The sequence below is a fragment of the Winogradskyella aurantiaca genome (genome assembly GCF_003362725.1).
Taxonomy (GTDB): domain Bacteria; phylum Bacteroidota; class Bacteroidia; order Flavobacteriales; family Flavobacteriaceae; genus Winogradskyella_A; species Winogradskyella_A aurantiaca.
The window spans coordinates 331,752-355,252 of record NZ_QKTV01000001.1 but is presented as its reverse complement, the minus strand read 5'-3'; the positions used below and the strand labels follow the sequence as shown (position 1 = coordinate 355,252).

Genomic DNA, 23,501 nt, shown 5'->3' with positions numbered 1-23,501 from the left:
TTTAAAATAGGTCGTCACTGGTTATACTTTGGGTTCTTTTACTATAGTTAATGGATCGCTTAACGAAGAAATCACCATGCTTGGTGGCGATGATTTCATCATCAAACCACTCGGTTTGGGCCACAAGGGATTCGTCTATATCAAAAACTTTATCAATATCTATGCTTTCTAAAGAATTGTTGAATCTGTTCTTAATGAATTCATTGACAACGGCTTTAGGAAGAAAATCGATTTCACCAGCTTCAAAGATCCAATCTACCAATTGGCTTTCGGCCTCAAATGCTTCCTTACAGATGTTCTGAATCATCACCTCATAATTGGCATCAAACCAATCTGGGTTTTCATCTTTAATAATCTTGATAATGTCGATACCAAAATCACCGTGAATTTGCTCTTCTTTAGATGTCGCTTCTACGACATTAGAGATACCTTTAAGTACATTCTTATGCTTGTTAAAGGCCATGATAATTAGGAACTGAGAAAATAACGATACGTGCTCAATGAATAATGAGAATAATAAAATGGATTCAGCATATTCCTTGTTATCATCACTTTTGGCATTCTTTAATGCTGTTTCTAAATACTGCACCCGTTTCATGATAACAGGCTTCTTCTTTAATGCCTTGAATTCTCCATTCAATCCTAAGATTTCTAATAAGTGTGAATAAGCATCGTGATGTCTTACTTCGCTTTCGGCAAAGGTGGCACCTACAGATCCAATCTCTGGCTTTGGCATACGTCCATAAATGTCTCCCCAGAACGATTTTACGGCCACTTCTATTTGAGAAATAGCCAGCATGGTATTTTTAATAGCACTACGCTCTACTTCCGATAACCCTGTCTTAAAATCCTGAATATCGCTAGTAAAATTAAACTCCGTATGAATCCAATACGAATGTCTTATAGCTGGTACATATTCATAAAGTTGTGGATACTCATATGGCTTCAAATTCACACGTTTTTCAAAGATATTGGTCTGACGCTTCCGCGCTTGCTCATCTCTGTAAAGAATGTATGCTTTGGCAACGTCGAGAAAGGAACTTGCCATCAATGCATTTTCAACTTCATCCTGAACAAATTCAACAGTTGGAACGAAGCTATTATCTTTCTCTTTTTGAGCTAATAAAGCCTTATAAACTTGATTAGAAATTTTTTCTGCATCCTCGAGTCCACCATGCTCAAGAGCCGTCATCGCCTTCAATACAGCGTTAGTTATCTTGCTGATTTCAAAGGGTTTAGTCGTAAAATCGCGTTTTACTATATATTGTACATCCATAAAAAAGGTAGAATTTTTTCTATCTAAGAGAGTTATAAAAATCCCATTTTCTTTAACTCAATTTTAAGGAGTAGGAGCATCTTTGTTCACAAAATTATCAACAGGACTTAGGCCTTTTAAACACAGGAAATTTTGATATTCTAGCGCCAAAAACAGGTGATTTGTTGTTAATTGACATTAAAAATTAATGTAACCAAAACGTTAATTCAACATCAAATTGGAGAAAAAAAGACCGATTTTGAATTCAAAATCGGCCCCCGTTATTGAGAATATTTTATGTCCTAGATTCTAATTGGACAAAGCTTTAAAAATATCATTCCCATTGGCAAAAAGTACCAAGGCTATCAGGATGAAAAAGCCAATGATTTGAGCCCGTTCCAAAAACTGCTCACTAGGTTTTTTACCAGAAACTATTTCAAAGAGCAGGAACATCACATGGCCACCATCCAGAGCAGGAATTGGTAACAAATTGAGAACTGCTAACATAATGGACAGAAACGCTGTTAACCTCCAGAACGACTCCCAGCTCCAATAATCTGGAAACACATCATAAATAGCTTTAAATCCTCCCAGACCTTTGTAAGCCCCTGTACTCGGATTAAAAATAGCTTTTAACTGATCGAAATAACCAACAACCTCATCCACAAACTTTTCTGCTCCGCCTGCAAAACTGCCAAAAAAAGTATACTCTTTGCGGGTCACCCCAATATAGCCCAGCTCCTCAAAACGTTTTTCGGAAACAGCAGGGTAGACTCCAATTTTACCTTCGGCATCTACTTTAAGATCACGAACGATTTTCTCATTGTCTCTTAAAAGTGATACACTTACCGTCTGATTTTTATAACCCTCAAGGGTAGGTGCTACCTGATCGTAATACCGCACAGGCTGCCCATTAACAGCTAATAACACATCGCCTTGTTTAAGATCTACAGAACTATTCTGTAGGGTATCATTAGCACTGTCTACCATAAATGGAAAACGCATTAGAAAAAGGCTTTTTCTGTTTTTTCTAGATGATAATTGACCTAAAAAATCTTCAGGTAAATCAATATTCACTTCCTCATTATTACGTTCGACCGTGAACTGCTCAGCAGATATCAAACTGCGGATTACCTGAGAGTGGGTTTCTAAAGGCTCACCATTAACAGCAAGCACTTTATCTCCTGTTTGAAAGCCCAACTCCTGCATTAATGGATTCTCTATAAGATAGCCATCTTTAAAGCCTTCAAGGGTATAATCTTTATCCCCGTAGGTAAATGAAATACCGACAAAAATGAAATAGGCCAGAATAAAATTAACCGTTACGCCCCCAAGCATAATAATAAGCCGTTGCCAAGCTGGTTTCGACCTAAATTCCCAGGGTTGTGGGGGCTGTGCCATTTGCTCTTTATCCATACTCTCATCAATCATTCCTGCAATTTTCACATAGCCTCCAAGAGGCAACCACCCTATTCCATATACGGTCTCACCTATTTTCTTTTTAAAGAGTGAAAATTTGACATCAAAAAAGAGGTAAAACTTTTCAACTTTTGTTTTAAAAAGCTTGGCCGGAATAAAATGACCCAACTCATGTAAAACAATAAGTAATGATAAACTCAGTAAAAACTGAGATATTTTTATAACAAATTCCATTGGATAGTTTTCAATTTTTCAAACCACAAAAGTAACCTTTTAAAGACATTGAAAAAATATTTGTCCTAGGCTTAGGGGTTTATTTAACATGCAATTATAATTCCAGATAGTGCTACCCGAGTTATTAAACTCTTTTAACGGATTTTCCTTCCAAAAAAGAGCACTCCACCGTAACTTTGCAAACGATAGTTTAAGTGGAAATCTTATGTCGCTTCTCAGCTTTTTTAAGGGGTACAAAAAATTTGGAATTGCCTTTGGTATTCTGTGTGTCATCATCATTCTGGTTATCTTCAATGTGCTGAATGTTCAAAAGCCCTTACCTATTTATCAACCTACGATGGTAAGTGAAGAACTTGTTGATTCAAGCATTCAGTACCAACGTAAATATCATAAGATTGCCGACTTCTCGTTAGTCAATCAAAACGGTGAAATTGTTACACAAGACACCTATAAAAACAAAATCTATGTGGCAGACTTCTTCTTTACCACCTGCCAAACCATATGTCCTATTATGACGGATCATATGTATGAGATCCAAAAAGAAATAGTTGGCGATGATGAGGTTATGTTGTTATCCCATTCAGTCACACCAAAAATTGATAGTGTGGCTAGGCTCAAACAATATGCTCGGGAAAAGGGAGTAATCGACCGAAAATGGAATTTAGTAACGGGAGATAAAAAACAAATTTATAATCTGGCTAGAAAGAGCTATCTGGCGGTAAAAAGCGATGGCAATGGAGATGCTTTTGATATGATTCACACCGAAAATTTCATGCTTATTGATAAGCAACGGCAGATACGAGGGTTTTATGACGGCACTAATCCTGAAGAAATTCAAAGACTCTTAAAGGATATTGCCATTCTTAAAAAAGAATCTTAAAATTCGAGCTTAAGTTTTTAGCACTGAAGGTTTTCAACTATTTTTACTTCTTTAAATCTATTCTAAATAAGCTTTTGACCTTAGCAGACCTAAAACGTGGACAAGTGGCCATTATTAAAGATGTGTCATCCCCATATATTCCTTTAAAATTACTCGAAATGGGTTGTCTGCCCGGTAATCAAGCTCGACTCATGATGGTGGCACCTTTTTCCGATCCACTTTACCTTAATATCAACGATACACACCTGGCAATACGAAAGGAAACCGCTGTGCATATTCAAATTGAACTATCCAATGAGTAAACAAATAAAGGTAGCACTTATTGGAAATCCCAATACTGGAAAAACGTCCGTATTTAATTCCTTAACTGGACTTAATCAGCAGGTTGGAAACTATCCTGGAATAACTGTTGAACGCAAAGCCGGTGTTTGCAAATTACCAAAAGGAGTTAAAGCACACATTTTAGATCTTCCTGGTACTTACAGCCTTAACGCATCCTCCCTGGACGAAAGTGTGGTCATTGAACTTTTGCTAAATGCCAATGACAAAGATTATCCGGACGTGGCTGTCGTAGTTACGGATGTAGAGAATCTGAAACGAAACTTGCTGTTATTTACCCAGATTAAAGACCTGAATATCCCTAGTATACTGGTTATAAACATGTCTGACAGAATGCGCAAAAAAGGAATTTCTCTTGATATTGAGCATTTAGAAGCTGAGTTAAAAACAAAAGTCGCTTTAACTAGCACACGCAAGAATGAAGGGATAGATCTGCTGAAGAACCTTATAAGTAATTATAAATCATTGTCAACGGATGCCTGTTTAGACATTAGTCAAATTGAATCCTCTTATTTTGGTAATCTACAGCGCATTTTCCCTAATCAACAACTGTACAAATTATGGTTGGTGATCACACAGGATGTCAACTTTGGTCAGGTCACCAAGAAAAAAATTGATGCGCTTTCAGATTTTAAAGTCAAATCTGATACCAAGTTGAAGCGCCTTCAACAAAAAGAAACTATTAAGCGCTATCAGTTTATAAATGCGGTACTCAAAAAAGGAAAAACGGTTGATCTCAATGCTGCGACTGATTTACGAATTAAATTGGATCGCATTCTTACACATAAGGTTTGGGGCTATGTGATTTTCTTCAGCTTGTTAATGCTCATATTTCAGGCCATTTATGATTGGGCGCAATATCCTATGGACTTTATTGACGAGACCTTTGCTGCCCTGAGTGAACTTGTTAAAACGACGCTACCTGCAGGAGTTTTTACAGACCTTATAGCGGAAGGTATTATTCCTGGATTAGGTGGGGTAGTTATCTTTATTCCTCAAATTGCTTTCTTATTCTTATTTATTGCCATTCTGGAAGAGAGTGGTTATATGAGTCGGGTGGTGTTCTTAATGGACAAACTCATGCGCCGTTTTGGACTCAGTGGAAAAAGTGTGGTTCCATTAATTTCAGGAACCGCTTGTGCTATTCCAGCCGTCATGGCTACAAGAAATATTGAAGGTTGGAAAGAACGTCTTATCACGATTCTGGTAACCCCGTTTACCACTTGCTCCGCCCGTTTACCGGTATACCTCATTATTATTGCTCTGGTGATACCAGAGGGCAGTTTTTTAGGATTAAGTTATCAGGCTTTAATGTTAATGTTCTTGTATCTTTTAGGATTTGGAATGGCAGTCGGATCTGCTTACATCTTACATAAAGTCCTAAAGATTAGAAGTAAAAGTTTCTTTTTAATTGAAATGCCGGACTACAAAGTTCCGCAGTTTAAGAATGTTGGCATTACCGTTGTAGAAAAAACCAAAGCCTTTGTTTTTGGAGCAGGACAGATTATCCTGGCAATTTCAATTATTCTGTGGTTTCTAGCTTCTTATGGGCCTGGAGACGACTTTAATAAAGCAGAGGAGATCGTTACAGAAAATTTATCCTCCTTAGAATTATCCGAAGAAGAACTTAATCAAAGAATTGCCTCTTACCAATTAGAACACTCTTACATAGGTATCGCCGGACGCAGTATTGAACCGGTGATACAACCATTAGGATACGATTGGAAAATTGGCATAGCAATCATCACCTCCTTTGCTGCGCGAGAAGTTTTCGTCGGAACTCTAGCTACCATTTACAGTGTGGAAAGCGAGGAAGGCGAACCCATTAAAGAAAAAATGCGTGGTGAACGTAATGCGAAACTTGGAGTGCCCCGATACAATCTGGCTTCTGGAATGTCTCTATTGTTATTTTATGCCTTTGCTATGCAATGTATGAGTACTCTAGCTATAGTTAAGCGTGAAACCAACTCATGGAAGTGGCCTATGTATCAATTAGTGGTCATGACTTCAATTGCGTATCTTGCAGCACTAATAGCTTATCAAACGCTGATCTAAATGAATGATATAATTCAAAATATTCTGGTTTTTACAAGCGTAGGTATTGCTGTTTACTTCCTACTTAAAAAATTTGTAATACCAGCTAAGGCTACTAAATCATGTGGTCACGATGATTGTGGATGTCATTAAATTTCTAACCCAGACCTACATCCAAAGTCATCATAATAATAAATCCCCCGATAAAGCCTAAGGTAGCTATATCTGTATATTTATCGCGTTGAGTTTCGGGTATCACCTCTTCAACCACTACAAAAATCATAGCACCAGCTGCGAAAGCGAGAGCATAAGGTAACATAGGTTCAAAGAAGGTTACCGCCACTGCGCCCAAAACCGCTGCAATGGGTTCAACAATAGCCGATAATTGACCATACCAGAAGCATTTGAATTTATTGACACCTTGCCGTCTAAGGGGCATAGAAACAGCAAGACCTTCAGGAAAGTTCTGAATACCAATTCCTAAGGCAAGTGCCACAGCACCGCCAATAGTAGCTTCGGGAATACCTGCTGCTACTCCCCCAAAAAGTACACCTACCGCCAAACCTTCCGGTATATTATGTAACGTAATAGCCAGGACCAAAAGGGTCGTACGATGCCAGGGGGTTTTAACACCTTCTTTTTCGGATTCTTTGAAGTTTATATGCAAATGAGGAAGTACTTTATCCAGACCAAATATGAAAAGTGCGCCCAATGCAAAGCCTATAACAGAGGGTACCACTTTAGCAAAACCTTCACCTTCACTCATTTCAATTCCAGGAGATAGCAAACTCCAAAAGCTAGCAGCCACCATAACGCCTCCTGTAAAACCAAGCATTCCATCAAGAAGTGCTCTGTTCATTCCCTTGAAGAAGAACACCAAAGATGCACCTGCAGCGGTTAATACCCAGGTAAATAATGATGCGTATAAAGCCCCTAAAATGGGGTCGATGGACTCAAAATAACTAATAATGCTATCCATTAGTATTTGGTATTATAAATCAATAAATATTTTGACAAATATAATTATATTTTTAGTACTGTCTAAACCTTTAAAAACTATAATAAAATCAAGGTATTTAGAAATTGTTTTTTATTTTTAAGTTCAAAACAAACGAGTCTTATGAAAAAATTAATTATTCCCGTATTTGCAGTTCTTTTATTAACTCTTACAGGATGCTCCAGTGTTAAAGTTCTTGATGCCTGGAAAAGCGATAACATCACTGATATGAAGAGTAACAAATTTCTGATTGTTGCTAGAACTGAAAACAAACAAGCACGAATTGCCCTAGAAAATGAAATTGTTGACGTGATGACCGCCTCAGGTTATAACGCTGAAGCAAGTTTTACATCATTTACGTCATTTAGTCCAGACGACAAATCGGATCAGGACAGTGCCAAGTTGCAACAACTTTTAGATTCTAAAGGATATAATGGAGTTGTTTTAACTGCAGTAAAAGACTATAGAGAAGAGCAACGTACTACTACTTCTGGAGGTTATTATGCAGGTGGTAGTTATATGGGCTATTATCCAAGATATTATGGTGGTTTTTATGACTATTATTACCATCCTTATGCTTACTCAAGTTATGGAACATATGTACCTTCATCATCAACCACATCTATCGCCCAGATTTATGTGCTTGAAACTACAATTTATGATTTAACTAAATCTGGTGACGAGCAATTAGTGGCCGTTGTAACCTCTGAATTAGATAATCCTTCAAATGTTTCTAACGTTTCTAAAGATTTGGTAAAGAAAATTGGGAAAGCACTTGACTAAATGTAAGTCAAACTATTGTATAACAAAAAGCAGCTTAAACAGCTGCTTTTTTTATTTAAATCCACGTTTGTTTTGAATGTATTCGTAGGCCTCTTGAACCCGTCGAAACTTCTCCTCTGCTCCTTTTTGATGTTCTGGTCCCAAGTGTGATACGCGATCTGGGTGGTATTTCTTTACCATTACCCTATAGGCCCTTTTCACCTCTGAATCTGAAGCGGATTCTTCAATTTCCAAAATCTTATAGGCATTGCGTTTCTCGCTGTAAAACATGGCCTTGATACTCTCAAAGTCTTTTTGACCAATGCCTAAATAACCTGAAATGGTATTAATGGTTTTCAATTCATCTTCAGACACATGACCGTCAGCCTTAGCAATTCCAAACAGGAAGTGAAGCAATTGCAAGCGCGAGGCGTGATCCATCATTTGTTTGATCTGCAAGCTTACTTGCCGCTTAGATACCTTTTGTTTACTAACTTGCTTAAAAAGTTCAAATGCATGATTAGCACGTTCTTTCCCGTACATGTTTAGAAACTGTTGGCGTACAAATTCCAGTTCACGTTCATCCTGCTGCCCATCTGCCTTTATAACAATTGACGCCAGAATTAATAGACTTACTTCAAAATCTCCTGATTGTGTTTTAGGCCGTTGCTCTTGATAAGGATGTGGTCGCCGTTTGGATCTGGATGATCGTCGTTGCGATGGCCTGGGCCCTATTTTAGGCTGACTATCAGAAAAACCATCCACAAGACTCCCTAAAGCCATACCAATAATAGCACCAATTGGTCCACCAAACGACCAGCCTAAAGCTGCCCCAATCCACTTTGTAAAACTCATTACTATCTATAGATTTTTTGAATGCTTAAATATACTATTAGTTAGTGTATGGCTGCGGGCATTTGTTACACAATTGGTATCTTTGCAGCAGTTTAAAAATTAAAAAAATAAACATATGTATCCAGCAGAATTAGTAAAACCAATGCGTGAAGATTTGACCAATGTTGGTTTTGAAGAATTACATTCAGCAGATGCCGTTGATTCTGCCATTTCTAAAGAAGGAACAACACTTGTGGTTGTTAATTCGGTATGTGGTTGCGCCGCAAGAAATGCCAGACCGGGAGCGAGTATGAGCCTTCAGAATGCTAAAACACCAGATAATCTGGTCACTGTTTTTGCAGGTGTAGATAGAGAAGCAACTGATAAAGCCAGAGAATATATGATCCCATTTCCTCCAAGCTCACCAAGTATGGCCTTGTTTAAAGATGGAGAGTTAGTTCATATGTTAGAACGTCATCATATTGAAGGACGTCCGGCAGAAATGATTGCTGAGAATCTTATGGATGCTTACAACGAGCATTGCTAAATCTTAAAGCGGATTTGACTTTATAAAACCACGATTTTTATCGTGGTTTTTTAATTTTGCCCCATGCTTAAATTACTGTCTTATCCACTGACGCTTTTATACTTTATAAGCTTTGGCTTATCTCTTGTGGTATTTCACCCCATTCAATGGGTTTGTTTTAACGTTTTTGGATATAAAGCTCATAAGATTAGTGTGGACTGGTTGCAGTTCTTTATTATGCGCAGTCTAAATATTCTTGGCACACGTTTCAGTTTTAATAATCCTCATGACATTCCAGTGGGGGTCCCCTTAATATTGGTAGCCAATCATCAAAGTATGTATGATATTCCCCCAATTATTTGGCACCTTAGAAAACATCATGTCAAGTTTATCAGCAAGAAAGAACTTGGAAAAGGCATCCCCAGTGTATCCTACAATCTTAGGCATGGAGGATCCGTTATGATTGATCGTAAAGACGCCGTAGGGTCTATAAAAGCTATTGAAGAATTCGCGCATACCATTAGCGCTAAAAACTGGGCAGCTGTTATTTTCCCCGAGGGAACCCGGAGCAGAGACGGAAAGCCCAAAGCCTTTAAAACCAAAGGTTTGAAAACCATGATCCAAAATGTTCCGGATGGTCTAATCGTTCCCATAACAATTAATAATTCGTGGAGACTTCTGCAATACGGACAATTCCCTTTGGGATTAGGTGCACATTTGAAATTTGAAGTGCACATGCCCATTGCTATTTCAAGTATCAGTGATATTGATGCAACCGTTGAAGAAGTAGAGACAACGGTGACTTCCAAACTCATTGCCAATGAATAATTTGATAGCGGAAACATCAATCTTTGTAAAATCGGTGTTACGCGATGCGGAAGGGGGACATGATTGGTTTCATACAGAACGTGTTTATAAAAATGCGCTGTTAATCGCCCAATCCGAACCTGTTGACCAAACTATCGTAGAATTGGCGGCCTTGCTTCATGACATTGCCGATTCTAAATTTCATAATGGGGATGAGACTATTGGGCCCCGTATGGCCAGGGAATTTCTGTTCAGTAAAAATGTAGATTCTGTAATTATAGAACATGTCGTCAACATTGTGGAGCACATGTCTTTTAAAAACAGTCTTGATTCTAATCAGCGGTTTACCAGTAAGGAAATGGAAGTTGTTCAGGATGCGGACCGACTGGATGCCATTGGTGCTATTGGTATTGCCCGTTGTTTTAATTTTGGCGGTTTTAAAAACAGAGCTCTTTACAATCCAGAGGTTCCGCCCCACCTCAACATGAGTAAAGAGGAATACAAAACAGCTAAGGGACCTACCATTAACCATTTCTACGAAAAGCTCTTACTACTTAAGGACCAAATGAATACCAAAACTGCTCAGCGATTGGCAGCCTCAAGACATCAGTTTATGTTGGACTATCTAGATCAGTTTTATAAGGAATGGGAGGGTTTACGCTAAAACGACCTTATTGCACAATCATCTTTAATTCCGAGCGGTACTTAGAGGCGCTCTTTCCAGTAAACTCTTTAAATAGTTTATTAAAATGTGAGAAGTTATTAAAACCGCACTCAAAGGCCACATCGGCAATACTCATGTTGCTTTCCGATAAAAGCTTTGTGGCGTGTACAACGCGGTATTCATTCACTAATTTAGTAAAGGTTTTTCCAGTGGTCTTCTTAAAGTAACGACAAAAGGCCGGTACCGTCATATTAGCTTTATCTGATATTTCTTCTAAGGAAATCTGACGTTGGAAATTATCGTTGATATGCCTGTATACAACCTCCATTTTAGAACTGTCTTGCTGCTCCGTTTCCACCACATAACCATCTACATTTAATAAAATATAATCTTTTGTTTTAGCTAGATCCTCTAATATTTCGAGGAGGAGGAGGATGCGTTCCAATCCTTTTAGCTCAGGTAGTTTTTGAATTTTGGGTCCTACACTTTTTTTGACGGCGACTCCAAACAGAATTCCTTTTTTCGCCCGTTCAAGCAATTTGTTGATATTCTTCATTTCAGGGATATTGAAAAAAATATCACCTAAAAAGTCTGGTAGAAACTGCACCAGGGTTTCAGAACCATTAACGGTTAAACGGTCGGTAAACCCATTGTGCGGAAGATTGGATCCTAACAAGAGTAACTGACTGTTATTAAAATACGACAAATGATTACCAATATGCCGCTTGCCGCGGCCCTTGTCTACATAAACCAATTCTATTTCCGGGTGAAAATGCCAGAAGGGCTTCACCGGCCCTGGGTAGGCCTTATTCTTTCTTACAAAGATAGAACTACCAAACTCCGGACTTATCTTTTCTAAAGTCGGTCTTTTTTGATTCATAGCATTTTATCTTATGCAAAATTACTCCTATTGGTCGTAACAATCTATATAAAATTACCCCGTTTATATGCTATTTTAACTTTACATTAATTTAACATGGCTTATTAAGGTAATTTAGCATATAAATTGGTCAAATCTGATGTTTTCCATGGTAAATACCTGATATACTTTTGTATCGTAATCATTAAACACGTATGTACAATGAAAACACTTAACAAAACAACCCTAGTAGTAGCACTAATGTTTGGAACTTTAGCCAGCTACGCCGTTAGTAATGTAGAAACTGCCCCAACAGCACTTTCTAACGATGCCACTCTAATTAAAGAGGTAAAAAGAGGTTATCTACTATCAATTAAAGATTATACTGGAACAACTATATATACAGAAACTGTTAGCACTTTTAACACCAGTTATGATCTTACCAAATTAGAAGATGGCCTTTATACGCTCGAATTAGCCAAGGATTTTGAAATTAAATCACAGCAATTTGTTGTAGCATCAGAGGAAGTGACCTTTTTAAAGAACACTAAAAAGTCTGTTTACAAACCTGTATTTAGATTCGAAAATTCCCGAATGCTTATTTCTCAATTGGCACTCGATAAAGAGAGTACGCTAGACATTAAAATTTTCTTTGAGAATGATTTGATTCACCACGAATCGGTGAGCGGAAATGCGATCTTAAACAGAGTTTACAATTTAAAAGAAAACCTTCCTGGTCGTTACAAGGTAGTAATGAAGGCTAATGGAAGAACATACAAAAGAAATTTTAAGATCTAAGTTTAGTTAATTTAGTTAATTTTATTTGCGATGGATGATGTGGGCCTTCGGGCCCACTTTCCAATTAAGCCAATCGTTGTAGGCTATTTTGATACCCCAATTATGTTTATAACAACATCAATTATCATGAAAACACAAGAACAAAAGTCACGTTTTTCATTAGAATTACTGAAGTATCCACTTTTTGTATTCCTAATGATTATCGGAAGTCCTTTTTATCTGGTTCATAAACTAGTTCAGTGGACTTCTGTTAAAACAGATAAAGCGACTAACACAGTAGAAGTTGCTTTAAATTAACAACTAACTCAAATTGTATAAATTGAAAGAGGTGGACCAAAAAGGTTCGCCTTTTTCTTTTCAGAACAGTCTCAATTGACCACTTGGACAGGGATCAAATAAATCTTTACTGAGAGTGGGAAGCGATTTGTTTTTGAAATAACGGGCCTTGGCAATGGTCATCAAATTATTAATTTGCTCAGCTACAGGACCTTCACCACGCATACGAACTTTAAATCGCGACTCATTTAAGGAGTTACCATGACAGGCCTTTATTTGGTTGAGTACCTTATTGGCCTTATCTGGCATTGCTTTATAGATCCAATCCGTAAAAATTTCACCAACAGCACCATTTAATCTAACAATGGTATGCCCTACTCCCAATGCACCATGTTCGGACACCGCTTTAGCCATCTTGAGAATCTCATGACTGTTAATACCAGGAATGATGGGTGCTAGCATAACACGAACAGGAATACCGTGCTCACTTAAGGTTTTAATGGTCTTTAGTCTCCTGTTCACACTTGCAGTTCGAGGCTCTAATACGCGTCTGGTTTTTTCATCTATGGTGGTTACCGAGAAGTTCACAACCACGAGATTGTGCTTGGCCAATTCCTTGAGTATGTCTAAATCACGTAAAATAAGAGCATTCTTAGTAATAATACCCACTGGATGCTTGTACTTCAACATCATTTCTAAACAACGCCGCGTAAGTTTGAATTTGCGTTCGGCAGGCTGGTAACAATCTGTATTCCCAGAAAGTACAATCGTTCGAGGCGACCAATTTTTTCTAGTAATAAAGGTCTCAAGAAGCTTATGGGCATTCTGTTTTATCATAATTTGCCGCTCAAAATCAACACCTGCTGAAAAACCCCAGTATTCATGACTATTACGGGCATAACAGTAAATACAACCATGTTCACAACCCTGATAAGGATTAAGAGAATACGCCATCCCAACATCGGGGCTAGTAATCTTGTTAACTATGGATTTTGGATATACAGTGAGATAATTGGTCTTCTGATCGTCGACCTCCTCTTCAGATTTAGCGCAGTGTTCCAAGAAGTCAGCACGCCGTTCATGAATCAGTTTATCAAACCGGTTCCTGGTGTTAATTTGGGCACCTCTTCCTTTTAAATTTAGGGCATCATTCACTATCACAAGGTACGATCTTACCTGTAGTAATGATAGCTACAGAATGTAGTATTTATTTTCCTGGGAAATCTGCTTTGCGCTTTTCAAGAAAGGCTGTAGTGCCCTCCTTAAAGTCTTCGGTACCAAAGCAGGCACCAAAGGCTTCCACTTCTACCTCAAAACCATTAACACCATCTGTGTAGTTAGCATTAACAGCCTCAATAGCCTTTGCAATAGCTACTGACGAATTACGCATAATTTTCTGAGCAATTTCCTTACAAGCATCTAGTAATTCTTCTTGAGCCTTAACATGATTAACCAAACCGTATTGTAAGGCCTGATTGGCGTCTATCATCCCAGCGGTCATTATCATTTCCATGGCCCGTCCTTTACCAACTAATTGAGGCAGTCTTTGAGTACCACCATAACCAGGTATAACCCCTAAAGACACCTCTGGCAGTCCCATCTTGGCATTATTGCTTGCCACTCTAAAATGGCAAGCCATGGCCAATTCCAATCCACCACCCAAGGCAAAGCCATTGACAGCTGCAATAGTAGGAGTGCCTAAATTCTGGATATAATCAAATAATAGTTCTTGTCCTTTTGCCGCAAGCCTAGACCCCTGAGATACATCAAAATCCGAGAACTCACTAATATCTGCACCGGCTACAAAGGCTTTTTCACCAGAACCCGTGACAATGATCACCTTGGTCTCATGCTCTTCATCAGCTATAGTCAAGGCTGTATGCAGCTCCTGAATGGTATCTCTGTTAAGTGCATTTAACTTTTTTGGTCTGTTGATGGTGATAGTTGTAACTCCGTTATCAAACTCTGATAAGATATTTTGGTAAGACATAGTAAGGTGTTATTGCGACGATTGTTCCATTGGAAAGGACACCACAAATTCGGTTCCTTTCCCTAATTCTGAAGTAAAGGTAATACTTCCATCAAAGGTTTCCACAATATTTTTAACCATGGCCAGCCCTAATCCCATACCACTGGTTTTTGTTGTGAATTTTGGTTCAAAAATCATATCCCTGGTGTCTTCGTCGATACCTGAACCATTATCTTTTACACTGATAAAGACCTGTTGGTCCTTGTTAGACACACTAACTTTTATCCACGGCATGTGCGATCCACCTGGCATGGACTGAATACTGTTTTTTACAAGATTCGTCACCACACGTATCAACTGGGTCCTATCAAATTTGGCAATTATGGAAGTGCTATCAGACTCAAAACTTATATAGGCCTCATTAAAAATATCAAGTGCTAGTTTAACAATCTTGACCACATTTAGCTCTTCACTCTTCTGAGCTGGCATCTTTGCAAAGTTTGAAAAAGCAGAAGCAATAGAGCTCATGGTATCAATTTGCTGAATTAGTGTATTGCTATACTCTTTTACCTTTTGATCCACATCAGGATCCTTAGCATCGAATTTTCTCTGAAAGCTTTGAACGCTAAGGCGCATAGGGGTTAGTGGGTTTTTTATCTCATGAGCCACTTGCTTAGCCATCTCTCTCCAAGCCTGTTCACGTTCACTCGTAGCAAGTTTTACAGCGCTAGCTTCCAATTCTTCTATCATACCATTATAGGATTTAACCAATGACATAATTTCTGAACTGGCAGAGTCTATATCGATTTTAGTATTGCGTTTCTCCAGCTGAAATTCATCCATTTTATCACCAATGGTTTTTAGGGATCTGGTGATGTATTTAGAAATGAAATAGGCCAGTACAATGGCGGCCAGAATCATGATAATGTAGGCATAACTTAGGCGCAACATGAACTGATTTAGTTCCTTATTAAAGAAATCATCATTTTCTAGATAAGGTAAATTCAAGATAGCTAGGTTCTTGAATTTCTCATCTGTAATATAGGAGTAGGACGATTGGAATACCTGTCCATTCAAACTGTTTTTCTCAACATAGCGGTGATCCACTGTGTTGGCAATCTTCTCAAGAATATTTGGGTCAAGTGGTTTTTGAGACCTCCGTCTTGCCAACTGGGCTTTGGAAGATTTTAATAAGTTTCCGTCTAGATCGTACAGGTTAATTTGAAGCCTGTGAATGGCCGCTATTTCAAAGATCTCATCTTTAAAGATAAGCGGAATATTCTCAGTGGTTACGGGATAAGTAGTCTCCTTAATGGTGTAATTAATACTTTCCTTTATGTTGCTTTCCTTTCTACCTAAACGCTCACGATGATAATCCTGAGCTTGTTCATTGTATTGATAAATAGTTACCGCCGCTATTAATACCGATGCAAGCAGCACCAATACAATCATGGCGACAAAAATTCTAGCTCTTAAAGAAAGTTTTTTTAACTGCATGTGGCTAGTTTAGGCTCAAGACCGCATAAAAATCAGACCATTTTAGGCATCGGGGTTTTTAGCCCTAATATTTTTATAAACGCGGTAACCTAGCATGATTAAAATTCCAAGTACCACTAGACCAATGATACCGAAAATCCAATTTAGACTACTCTTTAAAATTACTAAGAAGACAACAGCAAATAAAATGAAAGTAGCCCCTTCATTCCACAAACGCATAAAACTTGAAGACTTTTTCACGATATCATTCTGCAACTGTTTATAATACACATGCGTCTGATATTGATAAGCATACAAGAGCAAAACAAATAATAGTTTGACGTGCATCCATCCAAAAGACAACCAACTAGGCATGAGTACCAACAACCATATTGCAAAAATAGTGGCCAAAATAGAAGAAGGCCAGGTGATAATGTACCAAAGTCGCTTTGCCATAAGTTTCAATTGTCTTCCTAGTATTTCCTTCTCTGGAGAAGGCTTCTGCGAGGCTTCAATTTGGTAAACAAAGAGACGAGGAATGTAAAACAACCCAGCGAACCAGGTTGTTACAAATATCAAATGCAATGCTTTTATGTAGTTGTATAATTCCATTCTACTCTTCTACAAAGAGGTAATTCAGTTGTTTTGAATTGAAGGCGGCATTAAATACTTTTACCTCATCATTCAAGATGCGATTAAAGTCATCTAGTTCTTTTCTAATTTTTCCAGTGAGTTCATTTTTTACTGCTATATCTTGATCCGTTGGTGGAAAATCCCCCATACTTACTAATGAATTTAGATGACCCAATTTATTAGTAAGGCGGATTGGGAAATTCAATGGATCCTGTCCACTTCTGTTTTGAGTCTGGTACAAGGCTTTTTCAATTTCTGAGAGTTGTTCCTGAAGCCCTTTAGCTTTTTCAACCAAATCCTTCACGCTCTCATCGTCTTTATATTGTGCTTGAAATGCCTTTAACTGTTTATTTATGGCTCTTATCTTTTTGATAGATTTATGAGCTTCGTCCATTGTTGCATTAACGTCCTTGATAAAGTCAAACTGCTTTTGCATATCTGCTAAAGAACTTTCAGCCCTAGGATCAGCTAGAACAGTAAAAGGCTGTGACACCTCATCATCATTAACTTTTAAACTCACCTTATATGTCCCTGGAATGGCTCTTGGGCCCTCTAAACTTGCCCACCAAAGAATCATTCCTGGTAATCGTTCAGCCCCATCATAAGTCATGTTCCAAACAAACATATTGGCCCCCTCAGAAACCTTTAGCATGTTCTTTTTATCCGTATTAGAGAAAGTCTTAATTGTATCCCCCTTAGTATCAAAATACGTCAGCGACACTTTATCTCCTTCTTCTATCTTATTAATATTAAAATAGGTCATAACACCATTTGGATGGTTAGTCCCTGTAGTTTTACTTCCCTTTCTGCTACCACCACGCATACGATAGGTATCCTTTGGCTTAAATAAGATCATATCTGATTTCTCAGCATCGAATAACTGATGTATAACCGTCAAATCGTCAATCATCCAAAGGCTACGTCCCTGAGTTGCTACAATAAGGTTATTATCTTTAATCGTCAAATCTGTAATTGGAACAATAGGTAAGTTCAATTGAAAGGGTTTCCAATTCTTACCATCATCAAAAGAAATGTACATTCCTGTTTCTGTTCCCGCATAAAGCAATCCTTGGCGTTTAGGATCTTCTCTTACAACCCTTGTAAAGTGCTCTTCAGGAATTCCATTGGTAATTTTGGTCCAGGATTTTCCATAATTGGTAGTCTTATACAAATACGGAGCAAAATCCCCCGTTTTATAAAGGGTTCCTGCTATGTAACAGGTGCCTTCATCAAAAGCACTTGGTTCAATACTATTGATCATCATCCATTCCGGCATCCCTTTTGGAGTAACATTCTCCCAGCTGGCGCCACCATTTTGAGAGACATGTACCAATCCATCATCGCTACCCACCCATAGTAGGCCCTCTTTTAAAGAAGACTCTTGAGCCGCAAAAATGGTACAGTAATACTCAACCGAGGTGTTGTCTTGTGTAATTGGTCCTCCAGATGATTTTAATTTTTCGGGATCGTTGCGCGTTAAATCAGGACTGATGATTTCCCAGGATTGCCCTTCGTTTTCAGTAACATGAACATGTTGTGAAAAGGTATACAAACGATCTGGGTTGTGTTTTGAAAAAATAATTGGGAAGTTCCACTGGAAACGGTATTTCATTCCTTCGGCCCCATGCCCCATAGGATTATCGGGCCATACATTAACAGCTCTTACCGTTCCCGTTTTATGATTGACACGCGTCAGGAAACCATCATAACTGCCCCCATAAACTATATCATTATTCTCAGGGTCTACAGCAATATGGGCCGACTCCCCTCCTGCTGTACTCTCCCAGTCGTCTTCAGATATGGAATACCCATCTGTTCTATGAGGAATTCTAATTGTTGAATTGTCTTGCTGTGCTACATAAATACGGTATGGGAATGCATTGTCTGTGGTTACACGATAAAACTGTGATGTTGGCTGATTGTGATAGGTACTCCAGGTTTGCGCACCATCATAAGTCACCTGCGCACCACCGTCGTCTCCAATAATCATTCGATTTGGATCTTCTGGGGCAATCCATAAATCGTGATGGTCTCCATGCGGAGCTCTGTAATTACCAAAGGTTTTTCCACCATCCGTACTCTTGTGATAACTCACATTTAACACGTAAACTGTATTGACGTCCTTCGTATCTGCATAAACGCGAGTATAGTACCAGGCACGCTGGCGCAACTTTCGTTCACTATTAACTTGACTCCAACTCTCTCCTCCATCATTACTGCGATAGAGACCTCCTTGATCCTTATTTTCTACAATGGCCCAAACTCGCTGATTGTTAACTGGGGATACTGAAACCCCAATAATTCCCAATATTCCTTTTGGAAAGCCTTTATTTGTTGAAATTTCAGTCCAGGTTTCACCACTATCGGTACTTTTCCATAGGGCAGAACCCTCGCCACCAGAACTTAAACTATATGGAGTTCTTTGAACGCGCCAAGTGGAAGCGTAAAGCACTCTTGGGTTGCTTGGATCCAATTGTAAATCCACAACACCGGACTGGTCGTTGACAAAAAGTGTCTGCTTCCAGGTTTTTCCACCATCGGTACTTTTATAAATGCCACGTTCATTGGATGCTTTATATATATTCCCCATTACCCCAGCATAAACAATGTTATGGTCATTAGGATCAATGGCTATTCTTGGAATATGTCTGGAAGTTTTAAGTCCTGCTTCAGTCCAGGACTTACCAGCATCAACACTTTTCCAAACACCATATCCTGAGGATACATTTCCTCGGACTGTCTTTTCTCCTCCGCCCACATAAATAACATTCGGATCATTTTTTGAAACCGTTATAGACCCTATACTGCCGCCAAAAAATCCATCAGAAATATTCTCCCATTGACGGCCTCCATTTGTGGTTTTCCATATGCCGCCACCAGCAGCCCCAAAATAATAGAGATTTGGTTGGTTAGGTACACCGGTTACTGCAGCAGATCTCCCCCCTCTAAAGGGACCTACCAATCGGTATTCCAATGCAGCATAATCAGATTCATCAATAGATTGTGCATACAAGTTGGTATTGAATAATGACAGAAAAGCCATCATTATCAAGGAATAAGCATATTTCATTTGAAAAATTGTTGGTTAAAGAGCCTTAAAAATAAGGATAAATCATGATTCCTGCTCTTTAGGCAGCAGTTTTAACTTTACTTCACGATGTAAGAAATAGGCAGTCACAATAGTCGCAAGAACATCGGCAACAGGAAAGGACATCCAAACCCCAAGTTCGCCATAAAATAAGGGAAGAATAAAAATTAGCGGAATAAAAAAGAAGCCTTGTCTGGTTAAGGTTAATAAAAGAGCAGGGGTAGCTTTTCCAACCGCTTGAAAATAAGCTGCTCCAATAAGTTGTGTGGCTATTATAGGAGTTGCTGCGAAGACCCACCGCATGGCTTTTGGTGTTTCCCGCATGACATCAGCATCAGTTGTAAAGACGCTTGTTATCGTCTCAGGAAATACCATTAAAAAAACAAAAACAACAGCGGCAAGAACTGATGAATAGATTATAGCTGTACTGATACTTTTACGAACTCTTAAATATTTTTCGGCCCCATAATTATAGCTAGCGATTGGCAAAAACCCTTGTGTTATTCCATATACTGGGAACAATGCAAACATGAGCATTCGCCCAACAATAGCATAGGCGGTTACAGAAGTTTCTCCACCAAAATCAAATAAAATATTGTTCATTAAGAGATAGGTGATACTCACTGTGGCCTGACGAGCCAGAGTTACAAAACCAAGTGCGCCAATTTCCTTCACGATAGGTAATCGTAATTTAAATAAGCAGTCTTTTAGCTGCATCTCGGAGTTCTTTGATACAAAAAACCAAATGATGTATGCCAAACAGAGGAAGTACGACCCAGTTGTAGCCCAAGCTGCCCCATACATTCCAAAATCTAATAGATTGATGAAAACATAATCAAGAACCAGATTTCCTACAGAAGGAATCATCATGGCATACATGGCAAATTTAGGCTTCCCTTCAGCCCTTATTACAGTATTTCCCATCATACAGAGTGCCAGAAAGGGCACTCCATAAAGAACAATTAAATAGTAAATTCTTGCCGGTTCATAAATAGCCCCCTTACCCCCAAAAGCTGGGATGATAGCATCGGAAAAGATAATTCCCGGTACAATCATAGAGAAGGTGAGCAGAAGGGTAAGCGAGATTTGGTTTCCAAAGGTTTTTAATGCCTTTGTACGATCATTGGCACCTAAGGCTCTCGAAATAATAGACGATCCACCTATACCAATAGCCATACCTAGACCAGCAATAAAAAAGGATACTGGAAGCACTACATTGATGGCAGCTATGGCTACCGGACCAATCCAATTACCCACAAAGATGGTATCCACCAGTATGTTAAGAGACATGACCAGTATACCGATAGAAGCTGGTACGGCCTGTTTCACCAATAATTTTCCGATGGGTTGCTCTCCTAACTCTTGGGAGGATACTTTGGCCATTAAGTGCTACATTTCTTCAACCGTCGCAGCTTGACTACTTGGGCTTTGTTTGGGATTTAGGGCCCATTCATTAATCATATTAGCCAGAACTTGTGCAAAGTCTTTTCGATCATTCAAACAAGGAATCACGGTAAATTCTTTACCACCAACTTCATGGAAAATTTCTTCACCTTCCATGGCTATTTCTTCCAAGGTTTCCAAACAATCGCTAACAAAAGCCGGGGTTACTATAGTCATTTTTTTAATGCCTTCTTTACCCATACGTTCAATGGTTCTGTCCGTATATGGTTTTAACCAGGGATCAAATCCTAATCGGGATTGAAAGGTGGTTGAATACGTACCATTTTTTAAACCGAGTTGTTTCGCCACATTGACAGTGGTGATTTCACATTGATGACGGTAGCAAAATTCATGCTGAGGACTTCTTTTTTTGAAGCAGCATTTACCATTCATTTTGCAATTACCATTGGATATATCACTCTTTCTAATATGACGTTCTGGAACCCCATGATAGCTAAACAGTATGTGCTCATAATCCAATCCTTCGAGCTTTTCGGCAATACTTCTGGATAATACTTCAATGTAATCTGGTCTTTTATAAAAGGCAGGAGTGCGTTCAATACTTAATTTCGGGAAAAACTCTGCTACCAGTTCATCTACCTTCACATCAATCGTCTCTGTAGTGGCCATTGCAAATTGCGGATATAATGGAATGGTTTTTACATGCGTACAGCCTTGATCTACCAATTCCTGGAGGCCTTGTTTAATGGTCATACTTCCATAACGCATAGCTAAGGCCACTGGATAATTAACCTGCTCACGGACCTTATCAAGCAATCGTTCAGATAAAACAATCAAAGGAGATCCCTCTTTCCACCAAATCTTTTTGTAAGCCTTTGCCGAGGCTTTCGGACGGGTGTTTAGTATAATTCCTTTTACCAATAAGGTACGTGCCCAAAGAGGAACATCAATAACACGCGGGTCCATCAAAAATTCATCAAGATAGGTTTTAACATCCTTAGGCTCTGGACTATCAGGGGATCCTAAATTAACAAGTAATACTCCTTTTTTCATTTTCTTTATGAGACTATGCCTCTCTTTTCTTTTAGCAATTTTTCAAAAAACAAAAATACAACCTATCCCTCATTAAGTTAGTCCTGTTTTAATGACATTTAACAATAGCCCTATAGCTTTTAACTAGTTGAAGCCATAATGTACTTCTTTGGCGTCGTGCCGTATTTCTTTTTAAAGGCCGCTATAAAATGGCTAGCCGTGCTGTAGCCCACTTTAAAACCCACCTCATTCACATTATATTCACCAGAATCCAACAACTTACGCGCCACCTCCATTTTATAATCGAGCAAAAAACCGTAAACCGTATCTCCATAAATTTGTTTAAACCCTTCCTTGAGTTTCTTTAAACTTAACCCTATCGAATCTGAAAGCTCTTGTAATGATGGTGGTTCTGCCATACGCGCTATTATGATATCCTTAGCTTTTTTAAGTTTGGCAACATTCTCTTCGTCCACTAAGAAAGGACATTGTTCGATATTAGCGTCCTTGTCGCGATTAAAGAATAAGCTTAGAAGTTCATAGGCCTTCCCTTTAAAATACAGTGGTTTTATAGATTCGTTCAGATTAAAACTTAGTAGTTGGTTTAAGACAACAGCCATAGAGGGATTAATAAGATCATCCTTGTAGTATTTCTTAGATCGGTTCTCAGCTGTTAAAAACGAGACATAATTGGCATCCTGTGAAAACAAGCTATGGAATTTATCAATTGAAATAATAAGAGAAACCAACCATGATTGCGGCTGCACTTCTAGATGAATAGGCAAATCGCGTTGTGGGTTATACAGTAATAACGATCTATCTTCAACGATTTTCAGGACATAATTACCGTTGTTAAATATAAAATCTGCCGAGCCTTTAACACAAAAATGAAATTGAATATAACTGCTGTCAATGTCCCGTTCAATTACCCCAATGGAGTTTAAATCGTTTTTGTAGGTTAGCACTGAAAAGCCATTTTCCAGTGATATTTCATCAAAAGACCCTTTAGCGACACTTTTTTCCATATTTATTTCTTTTTCAAAATTGCTTTTATTTAGAATGGTTCTAAACAAATAGTCTTGAAACACCTAATTTCACTTCAAAAATATGACATTTGTCATCTTTTTTGAAAAAAGAAATCTCAAAAACCACAAACGACACTAAAAGTTCTTTTAGCGTTATTTTTTTATTATCAACAAAATTACTTTTGCCTTG

The 23,501-nt window shown here is 38.4% G+C and carries 22 protein-coding genes; 9 read left to right on the top strand and 13 right to left on the bottom strand.

The window, feature by feature from the left end; all coding sequences use genetic code 11:
- Position 1: 1 nt before the first annotated feature.
- Positions 2-1,276: a ribonucleotide-diphosphate reductase subunit beta gene (locus DN064_RS01650; RefSeq protein WP_115460867.1), complete on the bottom strand. Its 1,275-nt coding sequence runs from the start codon at positions 1,274-1,276 to the stop codon at positions 2-4.
- 288 nt (positions 1,277-1,564) lie between these two features.
- Complete coding sequence (gene rseP, locus DN064_RS01645; protein ID WP_115460866.1) at positions 1,565-2,908, bottom strand: RIP metalloprotease RseP; 1,344 nt, start codon at positions 2,906-2,908, stop codon at positions 1,565-1,567.
- Between the two features lie 205 nt (positions 2,909-3,113).
- On the opposite strand from rseP, the gene DN064_RS01640 reads away from it, so the two are divergent.
- The 3 genes from DN064_RS01640 to feoB all read left to right on the top strand — a co-directional run bounded on the left by DN064_RS01640 (position 3,114) and on the right by feoB (position 6,182).
- Positions 3,114-3,788, top strand: coding sequence for an SCO family protein (locus tag DN064_RS01640; RefSeq protein ID WP_115460865.1), 675 nt, complete (start codon positions 3,114-3,116; stop codon positions 3,786-3,788).
- A 74-nt stretch (positions 3,789-3,862) separates the two neighbouring features.
- The gene (locus DN064_RS01635; protein WP_115460864.1) at positions 3,863-4,090 is read left to right on the top strand and encodes a FeoA family protein; all 228 of its coding nucleotides are present in this window, start codon (positions 3,863-3,865) and stop codon (positions 4,088-4,090) included.
- A complete protein-coding gene (gene feoB / locus DN064_RS01630) occupies positions 4,083-6,182 on the top strand; it encodes a ferrous iron transport protein B (protein ID WP_115460863.1) in 2,100 nt (699 codons plus the stop codon). The genes DN064_RS01635 and feoB overlap by 8 nt, the downstream gene beginning before the upstream one ends.
- A 136-nt stretch (positions 6,183-6,318) precedes the next feature.
- Here feoB and DN064_RS01620 read toward each other — a convergent pair whose 3' ends face one another.
- Complete coding sequence (locus DN064_RS01620; RefSeq protein ID WP_115460861.1) at positions 6,319-7,140, bottom strand: ZIP family metal transporter; 822 nt, start codon at positions 7,138-7,140, stop codon at positions 6,319-6,321.
- Positions 7,141-7,281: 141 nt separating this feature from the next.
- On the opposite strand from DN064_RS01620, the gene DN064_RS01615 reads away from it, so the two are divergent.
- The gene (locus tag DN064_RS01615) at positions 7,282-7,941 is read left to right on the top strand and encodes a hypothetical protein (protein WP_115460860.1); all 660 of its coding nucleotides are present in this window, start codon (positions 7,282-7,284) and stop codon (positions 7,939-7,941) included.
- Between the two features lie 51 nt (positions 7,942-7,992).
- On the opposite strand, the gene DN064_RS01610 is transcribed toward DN064_RS01615, so the two are convergent.
- Positions 7,993-8,775, bottom strand: coding sequence for a TerB family tellurite resistance protein (locus tag DN064_RS01610; RefSeq protein WP_115460859.1), 783 nt, complete (start codon positions 8,773-8,775; stop codon positions 7,993-7,995).
- Positions 8,776-8,890: 115 nt separating this feature from the next.
- Here DN064_RS01610 and DN064_RS01605 point away from each other — a divergent pair, with 115 nt between their 5' ends.
- The 3 genes from DN064_RS01605 to DN064_RS01595 all read left to right on the top strand — a co-directional run bounded on the left by DN064_RS01605 (position 8,891) and on the right by DN064_RS01595 (position 10,751).
- Positions 8,891-9,301 carry a BrxA/BrxB family bacilliredoxin gene (locus DN064_RS01605; protein ID WP_115460858.1) on the top strand — a complete coding sequence of 137 codons (411 nt, stop codon included), beginning with the start codon at positions 8,891-8,893 and terminating at the stop codon, positions 9,299-9,301.
- A gap of 63 nt (positions 9,302-9,364) precedes the next feature.
- Positions 9,365-10,108: a lysophospholipid acyltransferase family protein gene (locus DN064_RS01600; protein ID WP_115460857.1), complete on the top strand. Its 744-nt coding sequence runs from the start codon at positions 9,365-9,367 to the stop codon at positions 10,106-10,108.
- Positions 10,101-10,751, top strand: a complete 651-nt coding sequence (locus DN064_RS01595; protein ID WP_115460856.1) for an HD domain-containing protein — start codon at positions 10,101-10,103, stop codon at positions 10,749-10,751. The genes DN064_RS01600 and DN064_RS01595 overlap by 8 nt, the downstream gene beginning before the upstream one ends.
- Before the next feature lie 7 nt (positions 10,752-10,758).
- Here DN064_RS01595 and DN064_RS01590 read toward each other — a convergent pair whose 3' ends face one another.
- Entirely contained in the window at positions 10,759-11,631 is an 873-nt protein-coding gene (locus tag DN064_RS01590; protein ID WP_115460855.1) for an AraC family transcriptional regulator, read from the bottom strand.
- Positions 11,632-11,832: 201 nt separating this feature from the next.
- On the opposite strand from DN064_RS01590, the gene DN064_RS01585 reads away from it, so the two are divergent.
- The gene (locus DN064_RS01585) at positions 11,833-12,408 is read left to right on the top strand and encodes a hypothetical protein (protein WP_115460854.1); all 576 of its coding nucleotides are present in this window, start codon (positions 11,833-11,835) and stop codon (positions 12,406-12,408) included.
- A 30-nt stretch (positions 12,409-12,438) separates the two neighbouring features.
- Entirely contained in the window at positions 12,439-12,705 is a 267-nt protein-coding gene (locus tag DN064_RS01580; protein WP_115460853.1) for a hypothetical protein, read from the top strand.
- 60 nt (positions 12,706-12,765) lie between these two features.
- Here the strand turns inward: DN064_RS01580 and DN064_RS01575 are convergent, their stop codons facing one another.
- From DN064_RS01575 to DN064_RS01540, 8 genes are all read right to left on the bottom strand, one after another.
- A complete protein-coding gene (locus tag DN064_RS01575; protein WP_115460852.1) occupies positions 12,766-13,839 on the bottom strand; it encodes a PA0069 family radical SAM protein in 1,074 nt (357 codons plus the stop codon).
- A 52-nt stretch (positions 13,840-13,891) separates the two neighbouring features.
- A complete protein-coding gene (locus DN064_RS01570) occupies positions 13,892-14,674 on the bottom strand; it encodes an enoyl-CoA hydratase/isomerase family protein (RefSeq protein ID WP_115460851.1) in 783 nt (260 codons plus the stop codon).
- A 9-nt stretch (positions 14,675-14,683) separates the two neighbouring features.
- Entirely contained in the window at positions 14,684-16,150 is a 1,467-nt protein-coding gene (locus tag DN064_RS01565; RefSeq protein WP_198659388.1) for a sensor histidine kinase, read from the bottom strand.
- 42 nt (positions 16,151-16,192) lie between these two features.
- Positions 16,193-16,741, bottom strand: coding sequence for a CopD family protein (locus DN064_RS01560; RefSeq protein ID WP_115460850.1), 549 nt, complete (start codon positions 16,739-16,741; stop codon positions 16,193-16,195).
- Position 16,742: 1 nt separating this feature from the next.
- Positions 16,743-19,832, bottom strand: a complete 3,090-nt coding sequence (locus DN064_RS01555) for a VPS10 domain-containing protein (RefSeq protein ID WP_115460849.1) — start codon at positions 19,830-19,832, stop codon at positions 16,743-16,745.
- Positions 19,833-19,874: 42 nt separating this feature from the next.
- The gene (locus tag DN064_RS01550) at positions 19,875-21,233 is read right to left on the bottom strand and encodes an MATE family efflux transporter (RefSeq protein WP_115460848.1); all 1,359 of its coding nucleotides are present in this window, start codon (positions 21,231-21,233) and stop codon (positions 19,875-19,877) included.
- Positions 21,234-21,239: 6 nt separating this feature from the next.
- A complete protein-coding gene (gene hemH, locus DN064_RS01545) occupies positions 21,240-22,307 on the bottom strand; it encodes a ferrochelatase (protein ID WP_115460847.1) in 1,068 nt (355 codons plus the stop codon).
- A gap of 119 nt (positions 22,308-22,426) precedes the next feature.
- Complete coding sequence (locus DN064_RS01540; RefSeq protein ID WP_115461354.1) at positions 22,427-23,311, bottom strand: AraC family transcriptional regulator; 885 nt, start codon at positions 23,309-23,311, stop codon at positions 22,427-22,429.
- Positions 23,312-23,501 lie beyond the last annotated feature (190 nt).

Excerpts from the sequence above, each read along its gene's own strand:
- DN064_RS01640 (WP_115460865.1), top strand. The coding sequence starts at position 3,114 with ATGTCGCTTCTCAGCTTTTTTAAGGGGTACAAAAAATTTGGAATTGCC.
- DN064_RS01540 (WP_115461354.1), bottom strand. The coding sequence starts at position 23,311 with ATGGAAAAAAGTGTCGCTAAAGGGTCTTTTGATGAAATATCACTGGAA.
- DN064_RS01650 (WP_115460867.1), bottom strand. The coding sequence starts at position 1,276 with ATGGATGTACAATATATAGTAAAACGCGATTTTACGACTAAACCCTTT.
- hemH (WP_115460847.1), bottom strand. The coding sequence starts at position 22,307 with ATGAAAAAAGGAGTATTACTTGTTAATTTAGGATCCCCTGATAGTCCA.
- DN064_RS01620 (WP_115460861.1), bottom strand. The coding sequence starts at position 7,140 with ATGGATAGCATTATTAGTTATTTTGAGTCCATCGACCCCATTTTAGGG.
- DN064_RS01555 (WP_115460849.1), bottom strand. The coding sequence starts at position 19,832 with ATGAAATATGCTTATTCCTTGATAATGATGGCTTTTCTGTCATTATTC.
- DN064_RS01595 (WP_115460856.1), top strand. The coding sequence starts at position 10,101 with ATGAATAATTTGATAGCGGAAACATCAATCTTTGTAAAATCGGTGTTA.
- DN064_RS01605 (WP_115460858.1), top strand. The coding sequence starts at position 8,891 with ATGTATCCAGCAGAATTAGTAAAACCAATGCGTGAAGATTTGACCAAT.
- DN064_RS01590 (WP_115460855.1), bottom strand. The coding sequence starts at position 11,631 with ATGAATCAAAAAAGACCGACTTTAGAAAAGATAAGTCCGGAGTTTGGT.
- DN064_RS01570 (WP_115460851.1), bottom strand. The coding sequence starts at position 14,674 with ATGTCTTACCAAAATATCTTATCAGAGTTTGATAACGGAGTTACAACT.
- DN064_RS01615 (WP_115460860.1), top strand. The coding sequence starts at position 7,282 with ATGAAAAAATTAATTATTCCCGTATTTGCAGTTCTTTTATTAACTCTT.
- DN064_RS01580 (WP_115460853.1), top strand. The coding sequence starts at position 12,439 with ATGGATGATGTGGGCCTTCGGGCCCACTTTCCAATTAAGCCAATCGTT.
- DN064_RS01585 (WP_115460854.1), top strand. The coding sequence starts at position 11,833 with ATGAAAACACTTAACAAAACAACCCTAGTAGTAGCACTAATGTTTGGA.
- DN064_RS01610 (WP_115460859.1), bottom strand. The coding sequence starts at position 8,775 with ATGAGTTTTACAAAGTGGATTGGGGCAGCTTTAGGCTGGTCGTTTGGT.
- DN064_RS01565 (WP_198659388.1), bottom strand. The coding sequence starts at position 16,150 with ATGCAGTTAAAAAAACTTTCTTTAAGAGCTAGAATTTTTGTCGCCATG.
- DN064_RS01600 (WP_115460857.1), top strand. The coding sequence starts at position 9,365 with ATGCTTAAATTACTGTCTTATCCACTGACGCTTTTATACTTTATAAGC.
- rseP (WP_115460866.1), bottom strand. The coding sequence starts at position 2,908 with ATGGAATTTGTTATAAAAATATCTCAGTTTTTACTGAGTTTATCATTA.
- DN064_RS01560 (WP_115460850.1), bottom strand. The coding sequence starts at position 16,741 with ATGGAATTATACAACTACATAAAAGCATTGCATTTGATATTTGTAACA.
- feoB (WP_115460863.1), top strand. The coding sequence starts at position 4,083 with ATGAGTAAACAAATAAAGGTAGCACTTATTGGAAATCCCAATACTGGA.
- DN064_RS01550 (WP_115460848.1), bottom strand. The coding sequence starts at position 21,233 with ATGGCCAAAGTATCCTCCCAAGAGTTAGGAGAGCAACCCATCGGAAAA.